The sequence below is a fragment of the Mesorhizobium sp. M1B.F.Ca.ET.045.04.1.1 genome (genome assembly GCF_003952465.1).
GTDB classification, from domain to species: Bacteria; Pseudomonadota; Alphaproteobacteria; order Rhizobiales; family Rhizobiaceae; genus Mesorhizobium; species Mesorhizobium shonense.
In genome coordinates this window covers 614171-628507 of sequence record NZ_CP034448.1, presented here as the reverse complement: position 1 = coordinate 628507, position 14337 = coordinate 614171, and the positions used below count along the sequence as shown (strand labels likewise).

20 protein-coding genes are annotated in these 14337 nt (G+C 64.7%); 15 read left to right on the top strand and 5 right to left on the bottom strand.

Annotated features, from left to right (window positions below; genetic code table 11):
• Positions 1-110: 110 nt before the first annotated feature.
• The 3 genes from EJ071_RS02930 to EJ071_RS02920 all read left to right on the top strand — a co-directional run bounded on the left by EJ071_RS02930 (position 111) and on the right by EJ071_RS02920 (position 2591).
• Complete coding sequence (locus tag EJ071_RS02930) at positions 111-1214, top strand: hypothetical protein (RefSeq protein WP_126096748.1); 1104 nt, start codon at positions 111-113, stop codon at positions 1212-1214.
• Between the two features lie 338 nt (positions 1215-1552).
• Entirely contained in the window at positions 1553-2164 is a 612-nt protein-coding gene (locus tag EJ071_RS02925; protein WP_126096747.1) for a nucleoside triphosphate hydrolase, read from the top strand.
• A 190-nt stretch (positions 2165-2354) separates the two neighbouring features.
• Entirely contained in the window at positions 2355-2591 is a 237-nt protein-coding gene (locus EJ071_RS02920; protein ID WP_245460158.1) for a hypothetical protein, read from the top strand.
• Between the two features lie 102 nt (positions 2592-2693).
• Here the strand turns inward: EJ071_RS02920 and EJ071_RS02915 are convergent, their stop codons facing one another.
• The 3 genes from EJ071_RS02915 to EJ071_RS02905 all read right to left on the bottom strand — a co-directional run bounded on the left by EJ071_RS02915 (position 2694) and on the right by EJ071_RS02905 (position 5150).
• Complete coding sequence (locus EJ071_RS02915) at positions 2694-3398, bottom strand: glutathione binding-like protein (protein WP_126096745.1); 705 nt, start codon at positions 3396-3398, stop codon at positions 2694-2696.
• Positions 3399-3682: 284 nt separating this feature from the next.
• Positions 3683-4891 carry a beta-ketoacyl-[acyl-carrier-protein] synthase family protein gene (locus EJ071_RS02910; RefSeq protein WP_126096744.1) on the bottom strand — a complete coding sequence of 403 codons (1209 nt, stop codon included), beginning with the start codon at positions 4889-4891 and terminating at the stop codon, positions 3683-3685.
• Positions 4892-4895: 4 nt separating this feature from the next.
• On the bottom strand, positions 4896-5150 hold the full coding sequence (locus EJ071_RS02905) for an acyl carrier protein (protein WP_059188710.1): 255 nt from the start codon (positions 5148-5150) through the stop codon (positions 4896-4898).
• A gap of 201 nt (positions 5151-5351) precedes the next feature.
• Here EJ071_RS02905 and EJ071_RS02900 point away from each other — a divergent pair, with 201 nt between their 5' ends.
• Genes EJ071_RS02900 through EJ071_RS02880 form a run of 5 tightly spaced genes read left to right on the top strand, consistent with a single transcriptional unit; the run spans position 5352 to position 7771 of the window.
• Entirely contained in the window at positions 5352-6218 is an 867-nt protein-coding gene (locus EJ071_RS02900) for an urease accessory protein UreD (RefSeq protein ID WP_126102456.1), read from the top strand.
• Between the two features lie 37 nt (positions 6219-6255).
• A complete protein-coding gene (locus EJ071_RS02895; RefSeq protein WP_126096743.1) occupies positions 6256-6558 on the top strand; it encodes an urease subunit gamma in 303 nt (100 codons plus the stop codon).
• Between the two features lie 25 nt (positions 6559-6583).
• Positions 6584-6838 (top strand): DUF1272 domain-containing protein, encoded by a 255-nt coding sequence (locus EJ071_RS02890; protein WP_126096742.1) that lies wholly within the window; start codon positions 6584-6586, stop codon positions 6836-6838.
• 26 nt (positions 6839-6864) lie between these two features.
• On the top strand, positions 6865-7458 hold the full coding sequence (locus EJ071_RS02885; protein WP_126096741.1) for a HupE/UreJ family protein: 594 nt from the start codon (positions 6865-6867) through the stop codon (positions 7456-7458).
• Between the two features lie 7 nt (positions 7459-7465).
• The gene (locus tag EJ071_RS02880; protein WP_126096740.1) at positions 7466-7771 is read left to right on the top strand and encodes an urease subunit beta; all 306 of its coding nucleotides are present in this window, start codon (positions 7466-7468) and stop codon (positions 7769-7771) included.
• Between the two features lie 34 nt (positions 7772-7805).
• Here EJ071_RS02880 and EJ071_RS02875 read toward each other — a convergent pair whose 3' ends face one another.
• Positions 7806-8291: a hypothetical protein gene (locus tag EJ071_RS02875; RefSeq protein WP_126096739.1), complete on the bottom strand. Its 486-nt coding sequence runs from the start codon at positions 8289-8291 to the stop codon at positions 7806-7808.
• A gap of 132 nt (positions 8292-8423) precedes the next feature.
• Positions 8424-8795, bottom strand: coding sequence for a hypothetical protein (locus EJ071_RS02870; RefSeq protein WP_126096738.1), 372 nt, complete (start codon positions 8793-8795; stop codon positions 8424-8426).
• A gap of 164 nt (positions 8796-8959) precedes the next feature.
• Between EJ071_RS02870 and ureC the strand changes: the two genes are divergently transcribed.
• The 7 genes from ureC to ureG all read left to right on the top strand — a co-directional run bounded on the left by ureC (position 8960) and on the right by ureG (position 14327).
• Positions 8960-10675, top strand: a complete 1716-nt coding sequence (gene ureC / locus EJ071_RS02865) for an urease subunit alpha (RefSeq protein ID WP_189521521.1) — start codon at positions 8960-8962, stop codon at positions 10673-10675.
• Between the two features lie 95 nt (positions 10676-10770).
• On the top strand, positions 10771-11364 hold the full coding sequence (locus EJ071_RS02860) for a hypothetical protein (RefSeq protein ID WP_126096736.1): 594 nt from the start codon (positions 10771-10773) through the stop codon (positions 11362-11364).
• A gap of 58 nt (positions 11365-11422) precedes the next feature.
• A complete protein-coding gene (locus EJ071_RS02855) occupies positions 11423-12028 on the top strand; it encodes a glutathione S-transferase family protein (protein WP_126096735.1) in 606 nt (201 codons plus the stop codon).
• On the top strand, positions 12025-12597 hold the full coding sequence (gene ureE, locus EJ071_RS02850) for an urease accessory protein UreE (RefSeq protein ID WP_126096734.1): 573 nt from the start codon (positions 12025-12027) through the stop codon (positions 12595-12597). Before EJ071_RS02855 ends, ureE begins: the two co-directional genes overlap by 4 nt.
• Positions 12590-13261: an urease accessory protein UreF gene (locus tag EJ071_RS02845; protein ID WP_126102455.1), complete on the top strand. Its 672-nt coding sequence runs from the start codon at positions 12590-12592 to the stop codon at positions 13259-13261. Before ureE ends, EJ071_RS02845 begins: the two co-directional genes overlap by 8 nt.
• On the top strand, positions 13258-13698 hold the full coding sequence (locus EJ071_RS02840; protein WP_126096733.1) for a DUF3995 domain-containing protein: 441 nt from the start codon (positions 13258-13260) through the stop codon (positions 13696-13698). Before EJ071_RS02845 ends, EJ071_RS02840 begins: the two co-directional genes overlap by 4 nt.
• A complete protein-coding gene (gene ureG / locus EJ071_RS02835; RefSeq protein WP_126096732.1) occupies positions 13695-14327 on the top strand; it encodes an urease accessory protein UreG in 633 nt (210 codons plus the stop codon). The genes EJ071_RS02840 and ureG overlap by 4 nt, the downstream gene beginning before the upstream one ends.
• Positions 14328-14337: the final 10 nt, after the last annotated feature.

The window sequence follows — 14337 nt, the reverse complement described above, 5'->3', positions numbered from 1 at the left end:
ATCGACAATTGGCGGCTCTGCAATTGTCTGATGCAAATTGCCTGTCGCCCCGCTTGCGCAGGATGCCTTCGCCAGCTTTTCTGGCGCTCTAAAAGATTCGGGGTGAAGCCATGGACACGGTCACGCTCAACGCAAAAGGCATCTCGGTCTCGCTCGATCTCGCGGTCGGCCACATCGCCGCCATGGAAATCGAGGCCGACGGCCGCCGCTTGAAGCCGCTGCATCGCGCGCCCTGGGTCGGTTCGCCACGCGAGACGTTGCCGGAAAATCTCCCTGAAGGCACGGTGCGCCTGTCCGGTGATTTCCTTTGCGCGCCGTTCTCCACCAGCGACGTCGAGGCAGCGCCCCTGCATGGCTGGACGGCCAACAGTGAATGGGACGTCATCGAGAACGGTGCCATCGCCGGCGGCTGGCGGGCCGTCTTCCGGCTGCGTCGCAAGGTGATGGGCGCTGCCGTCGACAAGATCTTCACGCTCCGCGACGGCCATCCGTTCCTCTACCAGGAGCACGTCTTCTCCGGTGGCTCCGGCGCCGTTTCCGTCGCCCATCATCCGATGACGGCAATGCGCGAGGGCGGCAGGCTCGCCTTCTCGCCGAAGCGCCTGGCGGTGACGCCAGCGACCCCGCTGGAGCCAGATCCGGCGCGCGGCCGGTTTCGCTTGGCCTATCCCGCACGCGCCACCGATCTGACCCATTACCCGATCGCGGCCGGCGGCACCGCCGATCTCACCGACTACCGCATGGAAGCTAGGGGCGAGGATTTCATCACGCTGGTCGAGGCCGATCATGACGGGCCGGGCTGGACGGCGCTTGCGCGGCGCGCCGAGCAGGATCTGGTGCTGGTGCTGAAGAATCCGGCCGAACTGCCGGTCACCATGCTGTGGTTCAGCAATGGCGGGCGCGACTACGCGCCCTGGAGCGGCCGCCACATCGGCGTGCTCGGCATCGAGGACGGCCGCGCCGCGGTCGGCCACGCCGCCTCGCTCGGCGACAACTGGCTGAAGCACGAAGGCGTGGCGACGGCCTTCGCCCTCGCCGAAGGGCGCAGCGTCTCCTTCCGCCATGTCATTGGCGCGGTTCCGTTGGCCGATGCCGGGCCGCCAACGAACCTCGAATCAGCGCCCGACCGGTTGCGCGTCCTTGGCACCGGCACGGCGCGGGAGGTGCCGTTCGACGGAGACTTCCTGCGCATCGGCCGCTCGGTTCTGGACTAGACTAGGCCCGCAAGTTCGTCATTCCAGGGCGAAGCAGGAGCGAAGCTCCGTCGCGGAGACCCTGGAATCCATGCCGTGACATTCGCCGAAGAGCGCAACGGCGCAGAATTCCGAACCGCGGCAGCGCTCGGACGTCACGGAATGGATCCTCGGGTCAGCGCTGCGTCGCTACGCTCCTTGCTCCGCCCGTGGATGACGAAGGGATAGGCGTTTCGGCTAATCTCAAGGCCGGGTGACTGCCAAACAATCAGTCGAAACTTCGGCATCAAGGAACCACGTTTGAAATTTCCGCCGACAGCCGCCAAGATGCGGCCGGAGTCGCTAGCAAAGAGGCGCCGATGTCTGACTTGGCCCATATCACTGCCGCCATCTTCAAGCGCGCTGGCAAAGCCAAGCGTTTCGTCGTTGCCATCGCCGGCCCGCCGGGAGCCGGCAAGTCGACCATATCGGGCAGGCTGCATGAATTGCTGCCGGAAGGCACGTCGGAAATCGTGCCGATGGACGGCTTCCATTTTGACGACATCATCCTCAACCGGCGCGGCCTGCGCGCGCGAAAAGGGGCGCCGGAAACCTTCGACTTCGCCGGCTTCGAGACGCTGTTGAAGCGCATCCGCTCCGGCGAACCGGACATTGCCATTCCGGTCTTCGACCGCAACATGGAACTGTCGCGCGCGGCGGCCGAAGTGATCGGCGCCGACACCAAGTTCATCCTTGTCGAGGGCAACTATCTCCTCCTCGACGAGGAACCGTGGTCGCGGCTGGCGCCTTTGTTCGACTTCACCATCTTCGTCGACGTGCCGCGGGGCGAGCTCGAGCGCCGACTGATGGAACGCTGGCGCGGGCATGGCAAGTCCGACGAGGACGCCCGCGCCTGGATCGCCTCCAACGATATGCCGAACATCGAGCGCGTGCTGGCGCGCCGCCGGGAGGCCGATCTGGTCATTGGTTAATGACCCTGGTGCTTGGTTAACCTGCTCAATTTTCGATACTTTTGGGCGGGAACCTTAAGATTTACAGGTCGTTATGGCTGTACTCCCCATTTGTCCGGCGTAAGGGAACCGTCTGATGGCAACCAAGACCAGAAAACCCGCGCCTGCCAGAAGCAGGGCAAGTCGATCCAGAGCCGGCACCGCTCCGGCAATGGCTGAGCGCTCCAAGGACGGCAAGCCGACATTCGGCAAGGCGACGCCCAAGCAAGTGGTGCCGGGCGCGTCGCACAAGGTCGGTGCAAAACCCGTGAAGCCGCATAAGCCGGCGGCGGCGAAGTCCGGCCCGGTTCGCACCGTTGCAAGCGTTGCGGCCGGCGCGGTGGTCGCCACCGCTCGGCTTGCCGCGTCTGTTTTCGGCCGGGGCGGCGCTAAAACCAAGGCCAAATAGAGCGAAATGCATGTCGCCCAGAATTGTGCAGCGGTTCTGGGACAACGACATGCATCAAAACAAAGGCTTGAAGCGCGTCGCCTGAATTCAGCGCGACGCGCTTTAGCTCCTGGCCGGGATGGTGAGGCCCCGCTGCACGGCCGGCCGTGCAAGGCCGCGCTCCAGCCATGCCGCGACATCAGGGAAATCGTCGAAGCCGACGAGGTCGCGCGCTTCGTAGAAGCCGATCAGGTTGCGCACCCAGCCGAGCATCGAGACATCGGCGATGGTGTAGTCGTCATCCATGATCCATTGCCGGCCTTTCAGCCGCGTTTCGAGGACGCCGATCAGCCGCCGCGATTCGTCGCGATAGCGCTCCAGCGGCCGCTTGTCGGCAATCTCGCGCCCGGCGAATTTGTTGAAGAAGCCGACTTGCCCGAAGATCGGGCCGATCGCGGCCATCTGGAAGAACACCCACTGGATCGTTTCGTAGCGCCGGATCGGATCGGACGGAATGAGCTTGCCGGTCTTGTCGCTGAGGTAAAGCAGGACAGCGCCGGACTCGAACAGGCCGATCGGCTTGCCGCCCGGGCCGTTCGGGTCGATGATCGCCGGGATCTTGCCGTTCGGGTTGAGCGACAGGAATTCCGGCGTCCAGCTCTCGTTCTTGCCGATATCGACGTAATGCGGCTCGTAAGGCAGGCCGATCTCCTCCAGCGCGATCGAGATCTTCACGCCGTTGGGCGTCGCAGAGGAATAGAGCTGCAGGCGGTCGGGGTGCTTGGCCGGCCAGCGCTTGGCGATCGGAAAGGCGGACAGGTCGGTCATCGGGGGCTCCGGATGCGGATTGGCGCCGGACGGCGCAGTGGCGGGTGCGCAAGAATTAGGACCGTGACCCTTCAGGATCAATATGCCGGCAACCGCCCTGCCGTGCACGGACGGTCAACCAAAGCAATCCGCTTGAGCAGTTCCAGGAAAAGTGCATAGCGGTTTTCCGCCCGGAATTGCGTGAAAAAACTTAGAGCGGTGCGGCGGTTCCATCAAAGGCTGAACCCGCTCTAAGACTGAAGCGCGTTCCGGCGGATTGCGGTGTCCGTGTCAGATTGCCTGCGTCAGATCGCTTTGAAGGCCAGCACCGCATTGGTGCCGCCGAAGGCGAAACTGTTGCTGAGCGCGGCGCGCACCTTGCGCTCGCGCGCCACGTTCGGCGTCACGTCGAGATCGCATTCCGGGTCGGGCTCGCGGTAATTGGCGGTCGGCGGCACGATGCCGTCGCGGATCGCCATCACGCAGGCGATCATCTCCAGCCCGCCCGACGCGCCGAGGCAATGCGCGTGCATCGACTTGGTCGAGGAGACCGAGAGCGCGCGCGCATGCTCGCCGAAGACGCGCTTGATCGCCGCCGTCTCGATCTGGTCGTTGGCCTTGGTGCCGGTGCCGTGCGCGTTGAGATAGTCGACGTCCTCGGGATTGAGTCCGGCATCGACCAGGCAGAAGCGCATCGCCGCTTCCGGCCCCTCGACCGTAGGAGCGACGATGTCGGAGGCGTCGGCGGAAAGCCCGGCGCCGGCGATCTCGGCGAGGATGGTGGCGCCGCGCGCCATGGCATGGTCGTAGCTTTCCAGCACCGCCATGCCGGCGCCTTCGCCGAGCGACAGGCCCTGGCGATCGGCCGAGAACGGCCGGCAGGTGTCGGGCGAAAGCACCCTCAACGCTTCCCAGCCCTTGAGCACGCCCCATACCAGCGGCGCTTCGGCGCCGCCGGCGATCATGACGTCGGCGCGGCCGAGCCGGATCTGGTCGGCCGCCGAGGCTATGGCGTGATTGGCCGACGCGCAGGCCGAGGTAGCACCAAACACCGGGCCGCGCAGGCCGAGATTCATGCTGACCTGGCCGGCGGCCGCACCCGGCATCACCTTCGGCACGGTGAAGATGGCGGCGCGGTTGCGTCCCTCGATCAGGATCGCGCGGTAATTTTCCTCGATCGTTTCGAAGCCGGCGACGCCGACGCCGACGACAGCGCCCATGCGGTAGGTGTTGTCGGCATGGGCGACCAGCCCGGACTGTTGCATCGCCTCCCGCGCCGCGATCACCGCCAGCAGGCTGTAACGGTCCATCGATACGACTTGCTTGCGGTCGATGCCGTGATCGGGCAACGCCTTGATTTCGCAGCCGACCTTGACCTTCAGATCATGCAGGGAGGGATTCTCGATCGGCCCGATTCCCGAGCGGCCCTCGCGCATGGCGCTCCATATGGCCGGCACATCGTTGCCGAGCCCGCATATCCCGCCAATGCCGGTGATGACGACGCGCTTCAGCATGCAATCAGGCTTTTTTCGCGATCAATTCGCGAACCGCCTCGACCATGTCGCCGACGTTCTTGAGGTTGCTCCAGGCGTCGACCGTGTTCATCTCGATCTCGATGCCGTACTTTTCCTCGAGATCGAAGATGATCTCAGTCAGCTCCAGCGAGTGGATGCCAAGCGTGTTGAGATCGGTGCTGGTGGTGATTTCCTCACCGCCAGTCTCGGCATGGGCCTTGATCTTTTCGATGATTTCGGTCGTCAGCTGGTCAGCCATTCGGTTCCTTCCCCTGTCGTTTTCCGACGCCAACTGATCAGCGCCCCTTCGTCCCCGGATTCGCAAACGCCGTCATCCTTACCTCTCCAGGCATCGCGTGACCGCTCCAAGGTGGCTCCCTCTATAGAAACCGAAACGATGTCAAGCAACAAGCTATATATCGACAAAGCCACCGGAGTGCTTAACGTTGGCGCCGTGGACATGATCGACGATACCCTGGTTCCCCCGCCTGCCGCCCAACGTGTTGCCGGGCGAGGCAGGCTTTTCTGCGGCAAAAGCGGTGGCCGGACCCGCCTCCGGCGCCTCTATCAGGACGGATCGGCCAAGATTCGCATGCCGGCAGTGCATGGCGATCCGCTCGAGGCCGTGCTGATCAACACTGCCGGCGGTTTGACCGGCGGCGACCGGCTCGGCTGGGAGATCGAGGTCGGCGAGGGCGCCTCGGCCTCGATCACCACCCAGGCCTGCGAGAAAATCTATCGCGCCGCCTCCGATCGCGCCGAGACGACAGTCAGCCTGGATGTCGGCGCGGGCGGCCGGATCGCCTGGCTGCCGCAGGAAACCATCGTTTTCGACCAGGCCGCCTTTGCAAGGACGCTCGATGTGACGATTGCCGGGAGCGCCGAGGCGCTTTTGCTGGAAGCTACGCTGTTCGGCCGGCTGGCGATGGGCGAACGGACGGTCCGGGGCAATTTCCACGACCGCTGGCGGGTTTGGCAGGACGGCAGGCTTATCCATGCCGAGGATTTTCGCGTCGGGCCGGATATCGCAGCCGGCCTCCGGCGCCCGGCTGTGGCCGGCGGCTCAAGCGCAGTTGCAACCATGCTTCTCGTCTCTCCGCGTGCGGAAACCCTGCTGGAGCCGGCACGAGCGATCATCGGCGACCCGATGATCGGTGGTCCCGCTGTCAGTCACCGGGGCGGCGTCAGTTTCTGGAGCGTCGGGCAATCTGGCAAGCTTCTTGCGAGGCTCACCGCCGGCGACGGCTACCAGCTCCGCAAGCGGCTGGTTCCGCTCGTCGAACTGCTCAACGGGCAGGCTGGTCTGCCCAAATTATGGTCACTCTGACCTTCGAATACTTCGATCATGGATACTGGGAAGCCGCATGAATCTGACGCCGCGTGAAAAAGACAAGCTGCTGATCGCCATGGCGGCGATGGTGGCGCGCAAGCGGCTGGAGCGCGGCGTCAAGCTCAATCACCCCGAGGCGATCGCTTTAATCACCGACTTCGTTGTCGAAGGCGCCCGCGACGGCCGCTCGGTGGCCGAGTTGATGGAGGCCGGAGCGCATGTCGTCACCCGCGCTGAGGTCATGGACGGCATTGCCGAGATGATCCACGACGTCCAGGTCGAGGCGACGTTTCCCGACGGCACCAAGCTGGTGACCGTGCACGAACCGATCAGGTGAGGCCCATAAGGCGAAGAGAGGACCGATGCTGGAACTCAGGCCCAATTGCGAATGCTGCGACAAGGATCTGCCGCCGGAGGCGGCGGATGCCCGGATATGCACGTTCGAATGCACCTTCTGCGCCGACTGCGCGGAAAACGTGCTCGACGGCGTCTGCCCGAACTGCGGCGGCAATTTTGCGCCGCGGCCGATCCGGCCGGCGGCAAGGCTGGAGAAATACCCGGCATCGACCAACCGTGTGCTCAAGGCCGAGGGCTGCGGCCCCCGCAAGGCCGCGTAACCATTGCTAGATTGGAAGGCAGACCCATGATCTCCGCATCCACGAAACGCAACACACTCGCCGCGATCCTTTTTCTGGCCGCCGCGATGCCGGCCTATGCCCATGTCGGGGCCGGCACGACCTCTTCCTTCACGGCCGGCTTCATGCACCCGCTGTCCGGCCTCGATCATATGACGGTGATGATCGCGGTCGGTCTGTGGGCGGCGATGAAAGGCGGCAGGGCGGTGTGGGCATGGCCGCTCGCCTTCGTCGGCGTGATGCTGGCTGGCGCAGCTTTTGGCATGCTGCATGTGCCGGTGCCCTTCGTCGAGCCGGGTATCCTCGCTTCGGTCGTGGCGCTCGGCCTGCTGGTCGCGCTGGCGGTCGATCTGCCGGTCTCGGCGGGCGTCGCCATCATCGGCCTGTTCGCCCTGTTCCATGGCCATGCGCATGGCACCGAAGTGCCGGAGAATGCCGGCGGGCTCGAATATATGGCGGGTTTCGCCGTCGCCACGGCCCTTCTTCATACCGTCGGCATCGCGGTTGCGCTTGGGCTTGGGCTGCGCTTCCGGAGCATGATACGCGCCGCAGGCGCCGCCTGCGCGGCGGTCGGCGTCGGCCTTGCCTTCGGCATGCTGTGAGGCCGCGATGATGCCGGGCGAAATCATCACGGCCAAGGGCGAGATCGAGCTGAACGAGGGCCTGCCGACCGTCACGCTCAAGGTCGCCAACAGCGGCGACCGTCCGATCCAGGTCGGCAGCCATTATCATTTCTTCGAGACCAACGAGGCTCTGAAATTCGACCGCGAGCGCGCCCGCGGCATGCGGCTCGACATCGCCGCCGGCACGGCCATGCGCTTCGAGCCGGGCCAGGAACGCGACGTCACGCTGGTGCCGCTCGGCGGCAAGCGCGAGGTCTATGGGTTCCAGCAGAAGGTGATGGGCACGCTGTGAGGTCCGGCAAGCTGTGAGCTCTGGGGCGCTCAAATCACTTCGGAGGCTTGGCGGCCGCGTAGATGACGACCTTCCCCGGATTGTCGAACTCGACGGCGAGCACGTCCTCGGCTTGCACGCGCCGCGAATCGATGGCGTTGAAGAGCAGCGCGTTCGCTTCGATCTCCTGCCGCAGTTCCGCGACGTCGTCCTGATGCTGTTTCACCTTGTTCTCGATCGCCGGCGGCGGTCCGCCCTCGCTGCGCGCGGCATCCGTCAGGAAGACGATATCGACGGTGTCGAGCCTGGTCGTCTTGCGCACGGTGCCGATGTTCTCGCGCGTGCGGTCGATCGCGGTGATGACTTTGCCGGCTTCCGTCTTCGACAGCGCCTCTTCCTGCCGGACGTCGGAATCGACGATCGTCGAAGCCGGCTTGCTGCTGTCCAGCGGCTGCGCCGGAAGCGCCGCGCGCGGCAACGCGGCCGCGAGAAGCATGGCTATTGCCATAGCTGGAAACGCGCTTTTGACGCTCGCCGCCATCGCTCGCTCCTGACTGCGTTTCTGCTGGGGCGAAAAAAGCGAAACGTCCCTTGCTGGTCGGAGGTTCCCTCCGGCTCGCCGCCAGCGGACCCGGTGCCGGCCCGCCGGCGCTTGCCGAGCGGCTCTTCTTGGTCAGCTTGCCTTCTTGGTGATCAGGGTCAGCGCGCCATTGGGCTGCAGGCTGGCGGCGATCACCTGCGCCGAGCTTATCCCCTTGGCTTCGAGCGCGGACTTCACCTTGGGCGTCGCGTCGATCGATTTGCGCAAGGTCTGCAGGCCGGCGTCGCCGCGTTGCGCCACGATCTGGTTGACCTGCGTTTGCGTGTCCTTCGGCAGTTCGGTGATGTCGACGATGCTGACGCTCTCGATGGTCGGCGGTTTGGGCGCGGCGGGAGCAGGGGCTGCCGGCGCCGGGCTTGGCTGCGGCGCGGGCTGCTGCTGGGCGCTTGCGGCGCCCACCGTCATCAAGGCGGCGGCGGCAGCGAAAAATATCGTCTTGCGCATGGATATTCCTTCCATCGGTTTGGCAAACGGTCGTTTTGGGCTGACTCGGCCACCTCAACCGCCAAATGGGATCGGAAGGTGTCGCCCAGCGGGTCATTGCGTGACCATTGGATGGCGACAATGTGCGGCCGGCCTTCAATCAACTTTCATTTCGGGAGCAATCGCTGATGGCTAGAATTTCACGCGCCGCCTATGCGCAGATGTATGGTCCGACCGTCGGCGACAAGGTGCGGCTGGCCGACACCGAGCTCTTCATCGAGGTCGAGAAGGATTTCACCGTCCATGGCGAGGAAGTGAAGTTCGGCGGCGGCAAGGTCATCCGCGACGGCATGGGCCAGAGCCAGGTTTCTCGCGCGCAAGGCGCCGTCGACACGGTCATCACCAACGCGCTGGTCGTCGATGCGCTGACTGGCATCGTCAAGGCCGATATCGGCCTGAAGGACGGCCGCATCGCGGCCATAGGCAAGGCCGGCAATCCCGACACGCAGGATGGCGTCACCATCATCATCGGGCCGGGAACCGAGATCATCGCCGGCGAGGGCAAGATCCTGACTGCCGGCGGCTTCGACGCGCATATCCACTTCATCTGCCCGCAGCAGATCGAGGAAGCGCTGATGAGCGGCATCACCACCATGCTCGGCGGCGGCACCGGTCCGGCCCACGGCACTTTGGCCACCACCTGCACGCCCGGCCCCTGGCACATGGCGCGCATGATCCAGTCCTTCGACGCCTTCCCGATGAATATCGGCTTGTCCGGCAAGGGCAACGCCTCGCGGCCGGCAGCGCTGGAGGAGATGGTGCTTGCTGGCGCCTGCTCGCTGAAACTGCATGAGGACTGGGGCACGACGCCGGCCGCGATCGACTGCTGCCTGTCGGTCGCCGACGATTACGACGTGCAGGTGATGATCCACACCGACACGCTGAACGAGTCCGGCTTCGTCGAGAACACGGTGGCAGCCATCAAGGGTCGCACCATCCATGCCTTCCACACCGAGGGCGCCGGCGGCGGCCACGCGCCCGACATCATCAAGGTCTGCGGCCTGCCCAACGTCATCCCGTCATCGACCAACCCGACGCGGCCATACACCGTCAACACGCTGTCCGAGCATCTCGACATGCTGATGGTCTGCCATCATCTGTCGCCGTCGATCCCCGAGGACATCGCCTTTGCCGAAAGCCGTATCCGCAAGGAGACGATCGCGGCCGAGGACATCCTCCACGACATCGGCGCCTTCTCGATCATCTCCTCCGACAGCCAGGCCATGGGCCGCGTCGGCGAGGTGGCGATCCGCTGTTGGCAGACGGCCGACAAGATGAAGCGCCAGCGCGGCGCGCTGCCGCAGGAAACCGGCGACAACGACAATTTCCGCGTCCGCCGCTACATCGCCAAATACACGATCAATCCGGCCATCGCGCACGGCCTGTCGAAGGAGATCGGCTCGGTGACGGTCGGCAAGCGCGCCGATCTGGTACTGTGGAACCCGGCCTTCTTTGGCGTCAAGCCGGAGATGGTGCTGGTTGGCGGCTCGATCGCCGCCGCCCCGATGGGCGATCCCAACGCCTCGATCCCGACGCCGCAGCCGATGCACTACCGGCCGATGTTCGGCGCCTATGGCAAGGCGCTGACCAACTCCTCGGTCACCTTCGTCTCGAAGGCCGCCTTCGAGACCGGCCTGCAAGGCAGGCTTGGCGTGGAAAAGGCCATGGTCGCGGTCGAGAACACGCGCGGCGGCATCGGCAAGCATTCCATGGTGCTCAACGACGCCACGCCGCATGTCGAGGTCGACCCGGAAACCTATGAGGTCCGCGCCGACGGCGAGCTGCTGACCTGCGAGCCGGCGACCGTGCTGCCGATGGCGCAAAGGTATTTTCTGTTTTAGGGCCAAATCGGGCCTTCCGGTGAGCAGGCAAAATCCGTTGCGGCTGGAGTTTGGACCCTGCACTATGCGGTTGAGCAACTGCATAGCGGACAACCATGCCCACCGAAATCGCCTCTCCCCACGATATCTTCCCGCATATCCGCATCGTCATGGGCATGGTGATCGGCCTTGGCGTCACCCGGCTGTTGTCGGGAACGGCCCGCATCGTCCAGCATCCCGGCCAATACAAGCTCTATCCCGTCCATCTCGCCTGGGTCGGCTCGGTGCTCCTGATGCTGGTGCATTTCTGGTGGTGGGAGTTCGGTCTCTACGCCATCGAAAACTGGACCTTCGGCAAGTATCTTTTCATCATCTTCTACGCCATCATGCTGTTCCTGCTCTGCGCGCTGCTGTTTCCGGATTCGATGCTCGATTACACCAGCTACGAGGACTATTTCTATTCGCGCCGCGCCTGGTTCTTCGGCCTGCTTGGCGCGACCTATCTGCTCGACGTGATCGACACGCTGCTCAAGGGGCCGGAGCATTTCGCCCGCTTCGGCAGCGAATATCTGTTCCGCACGCCGGTCTTCGTCGCGCTCTGCATCGCGGCAATATTGGTCCGAGACCGCCGCTTCCACATCGCCTTCGTCGCGGCCGCGCTGATCTATCAGATATCCTTCATCCTGCGGCTCTTCGACACCATCGTCTGAGCGCCATTGGGCTTGACGTGGCGATGGGCTAGGGTTTCGGGAAAGGCAGGGTTCAACCATGTACAAGGCCGTCGGATCGCGAGGTTCCCGGGTCAGCCGCGTGCTCTGGATGCTCGAGGAGCTCGGGCAGCCCTATGAGTTCGTCGAGGTCAAGCTGCGCTCGCCGGAGGCTTATGCGCTGAATCCCTCCGGCAAGGTGCCGATCTTGATCGACGGCGCGCTGAAAATCACGGACTCGGCGGCGATCTGCGTCTATCTGGCGGACAAGCATGCCGATAAGGGCATGGGCGCCGATCCGGGCCTCGCCGGCCGCGCCGAGATGGATTCCTGGATGCATTTCGCCCAGAGCGAGCTCGAAGCGCCGCTGTGGAACAAGCTGCGCCACCGCTTCCTGCTACCCAAGGAGCTGCGGGTCGATGTCGGCCCTGCCGCCGCGCATGATTTCGCTTCCGAGGTGAAGGCGCTGGACCGACGGCTCGGCGACAAGCCCTTTGCGCTCGGCGACCGTTTTTCCGCGGTCGACGTCCTGCTCGGCGACATGGCCGGCTGGGCGCGCGCCGGCAGGTTCCCGATCGATTCCGATCGGGTCAATGCCTATTTCGATCGTGTTTTGCAGCGCCCGGCCCGAGCCCGCGCGCAGGCGAATGGAGGAGCCTTCACATGAAGCTCAACATCAATACCGACTTCACCAAGTTTCCGCGCGCCGTCTCGGTTCTCCCTGCCGGCGACGCATCGGTAGCCGCAGCCTACGACAAGGCAGTGCTGGCCCATGACGAACGGCATCTGCGCCGCCGTGCCATCGAGACGGCGGCAGGCGGCAGGGTGCTGGTCGACCTGCCCGAGCCGCTGGCGCTCGGCAATGGTGACCGGCTGGTGCTGGAAGATGGCCGGCAGCTCGAGATCGTCGCCGCCCCGGAAGAGGTCTACGACATCCGCGCCCGCGACGCCGTGCACCTCGCCGAGCTTGCCTGGCATATCGGCAACCGCCATCTCGCGGCGGCGATCGAGGCGGACCGCATCCTCATCCTGCGCGACCATGTCATCAAGGCGATGCTGGAAGGGCTGGGCGCCACCGTGAGCGAGGTTTTGATGCCGTTCAACCCTGTACGCGGCGCCTATTCCGGACATGGGCACGACCATAGCCATGATCACCATGGCCACGATCATCATGATCATAGCCACTCGCATGACCATCACCACCACGACGACCATCATCATCACCACCATGACTGACCAGCCGTCGCCCATAGCGCTGCTGCGGCTGATGGCCTGGCTGTCGCCGTCCTTTCCGGTCGGCGGTTTTTCCTACAGCCATGGCCTCGAACGCGCCGTGCATGACGGACTGATCGCTGATCGCCAGGATCTCGCCGACTGGCTGGAGACGCTGGTCGAGATGGGTTCCGGCTGGAACGATGCCGTGCTGTTCGCCGAAAGCTGGCGGCGCTCGCGTGACGGCGGCGATCTGACGGAAGTCGCAGCACTCGCCGAGGCGCTTGCCGGGTCGCAGGAGCGGCACATGGAAACCATGCTGCAGGGCGCGGCCTTCCTCAAGGCGGCTTCCGCCTGGCCGTGTCCCGCGCTGGAGCGCTTGCCGGCCGACTGCGCCTACTGCGTTGCCGTCGGCGCCGTTGCCGGGAGCAACGGCATCGGCCTCGCCGAGGCGCTGTCCGCCTTCCTGCAGGCCTTCTTCTCCAACCTCGTGCAGGCCGCGATCCGCCTCGGTGTGGTAGGGCAAGTCGACGCAATGGCACTGTTAGCCGGCTTTGAGTCTTTGGCTCTTGCGACGGCCGACCGCGCCGCGAATTCTTCGCTCGACGATCTCGGCGGCGCAGCCTTGATGTCCGACATCACGGCGATGAAGCACGAAACCCAATATTCGCGTCTGTTCCGTTCATGATCATCCTTGCCTTCATTCTCTCTTTCGTCCTGCTCCTGATCACCGCGCTGCATGTTTATTGGGGCATCGGCGGCATCTGGCCGGGCACGGATGCAAAATCCTGCGCTCACGCCGTCGTTGGTTTTCGCGGCGTCGACGAAATGCCCTCGCCGGTCGCGAGCTTGGCCGTCGCTGCGTGCCTGGCTCTCGCTACGTTGTGGCCGCTGGCGCTTGAAGGCGTCTTCGCGGCGCCGTTTCCCAAGGAAGGACTGGCAGCCACCGCATTGCTCATCGGCCTCGTCTTCCTTGGCCGCGGCGTCGCCGGCTTCACGCCCTGGTGGCGCAGGCTGGCGCCGGAGCAGCCTTTCGCTCGGCTCGACCAGCGCCTCTATTCGCCGCTCTGCCTGCTGATCGGGCTGGGCTTCGCAATCCTTGCAATCTCGGAGTTCCCGGCATGACTCAAGCCAACGGTCCCCTTCGCATCGGTATCGGCGGCCCCGTCGGCTCCGGCAAGACGACGCTCACCGAAAAGCTCTGCAAGGCGCTGCGCGATCAATTCTCGGTCGCTGTCGTCACCAACGACATCTACACCAAGGAAGACGCCATGATGCTGGCCCGCCTGCAGGCGTTGCCGGAGGAGCGCATCGTCGGCGTCGAGACCGGCGGCTGCCCGCACACGGCCATCCGAGAAGACGCCTCGATCAATTTGCGGGCGATTGCCGAGCTGAACAGGAAGTTTCCCGACCTCGACATCGTCTTCATCGAATCCGGCGGCGACAACCTCGCCGCCACCTTCTCGCCGGACCTCGCCGACCTGACGCTCTATGTCATATCGGTCTGCCAGGGCGAGGAAATACCGAGGAAGGGCGGCCCGGCCATCACCCGCTCGGATTTCCTGATCATCAACAAGAGCGATCTCGCGCCCTATGTGAACGTCAACCTCGACGTGATGGAGGCGGACGCCGCCCACATGCGCGGCAAGCGGCCGTTCGGCTTCACTGACCTGTCGCGCGGCAAGGGCCTCAAGGAGGTGATCGACTTCATCGTCGAGCATGGGGGGCTGCAATCCGCGCGGCCCGCCGCCTGACCGATCGTTT

Excerpts from the sequence above, each read along its gene's own strand:
- EJ071_RS02930 (WP_126096748.1), top strand. The coding sequence starts at position 111 with ATGGACACGGTCACGCTCAACGCAAAAGGCATCTCGGTCTCGCTCGAT.
- EJ071_RS02925 (WP_126096747.1), top strand. The coding sequence starts at position 1,553 with ATGTCTGACTTGGCCCATATCACTGCCGCCATCTTCAAGCGCGCTGGC.
- EJ071_RS02920 (WP_245460158.1), top strand. The coding sequence starts at position 2,355 with ATGGCTGAGCGCTCCAAGGACGGCAAGCCGACATTCGGCAAGGCGACG.
- EJ071_RS02915 (WP_126096745.1), bottom strand. The coding sequence starts at position 3,398 with ATGACCGACCTGTCCGCCTTTCCGATCGCCAAGCGCTGGCCGGCCAAG.
- EJ071_RS02910 (WP_126096744.1), bottom strand. The coding sequence starts at position 4,891 with ATGCTGAAGCGCGTCGTCATCACCGGCATTGGCGGGATATGCGGGCTC.
- EJ071_RS02905 (WP_059188710.1), bottom strand. The coding sequence starts at position 5,150 with ATGGCTGACCAGCTGACGACCGAAATCATCGAAAAGATCAAGGCCCAT.
- EJ071_RS02900 (WP_126102456.1), top strand. The coding sequence starts at position 5,352 with ATGATCGACGATACCCTGGTTCCCCCGCCTGCCGCCCAACGTGTTGCC.
- EJ071_RS02895 (WP_126096743.1), top strand. The coding sequence starts at position 6,256 with ATGAATCTGACGCCGCGTGAAAAAGACAAGCTGCTGATCGCCATGGCG.
- EJ071_RS02890 (WP_126096742.1), top strand. The coding sequence starts at position 6,584 with ATGCTGGAACTCAGGCCCAATTGCGAATGCTGCGACAAGGATCTGCCG.
- EJ071_RS02885 (WP_126096741.1), top strand. The coding sequence starts at position 6,865 with ATGATCTCCGCATCCACGAAACGCAACACACTCGCCGCGATCCTTTTT.
- EJ071_RS02880 (WP_126096740.1), top strand. The coding sequence starts at position 7,466 with ATGATGCCGGGCGAAATCATCACGGCCAAGGGCGAGATCGAGCTGAAC.
- EJ071_RS02875 (WP_126096739.1), bottom strand. The coding sequence starts at position 8,291 with ATGGCGGCGAGCGTCAAAAGCGCGTTTCCAGCTATGGCAATAGCCATG.
- EJ071_RS02870 (WP_126096738.1), bottom strand. The coding sequence starts at position 8,795 with ATGCGCAAGACGATATTTTTCGCTGCCGCCGCCGCCTTGATGACGGTG.
- EJ071_RS02860 (WP_126096736.1), top strand. The coding sequence starts at position 10,771 with ATGCCCACCGAAATCGCCTCTCCCCACGATATCTTCCCGCATATCCGC.
- EJ071_RS02855 (WP_126096735.1), top strand. The coding sequence starts at position 11,423 with ATGTACAAGGCCGTCGGATCGCGAGGTTCCCGGGTCAGCCGCGTGCTC.
- ureE (WP_126096734.1), top strand. The coding sequence starts at position 12,025 with ATGAAGCTCAACATCAATACCGACTTCACCAAGTTTCCGCGCGCCGTC.
- EJ071_RS02845 (WP_126102455.1), top strand. The coding sequence starts at position 12,590 with ATGACTGACCAGCCGTCGCCCATAGCGCTGCTGCGGCTGATGGCCTGG.
- EJ071_RS02840 (WP_126096733.1), top strand. The coding sequence starts at position 13,258 with ATGATCATCCTTGCCTTCATTCTCTCTTTCGTCCTGCTCCTGATCACC.
- ureG (WP_126096732.1), top strand. The coding sequence starts at position 13,695 with ATGACTCAAGCCAACGGTCCCCTTCGCATCGGTATCGGCGGCCCCGTC.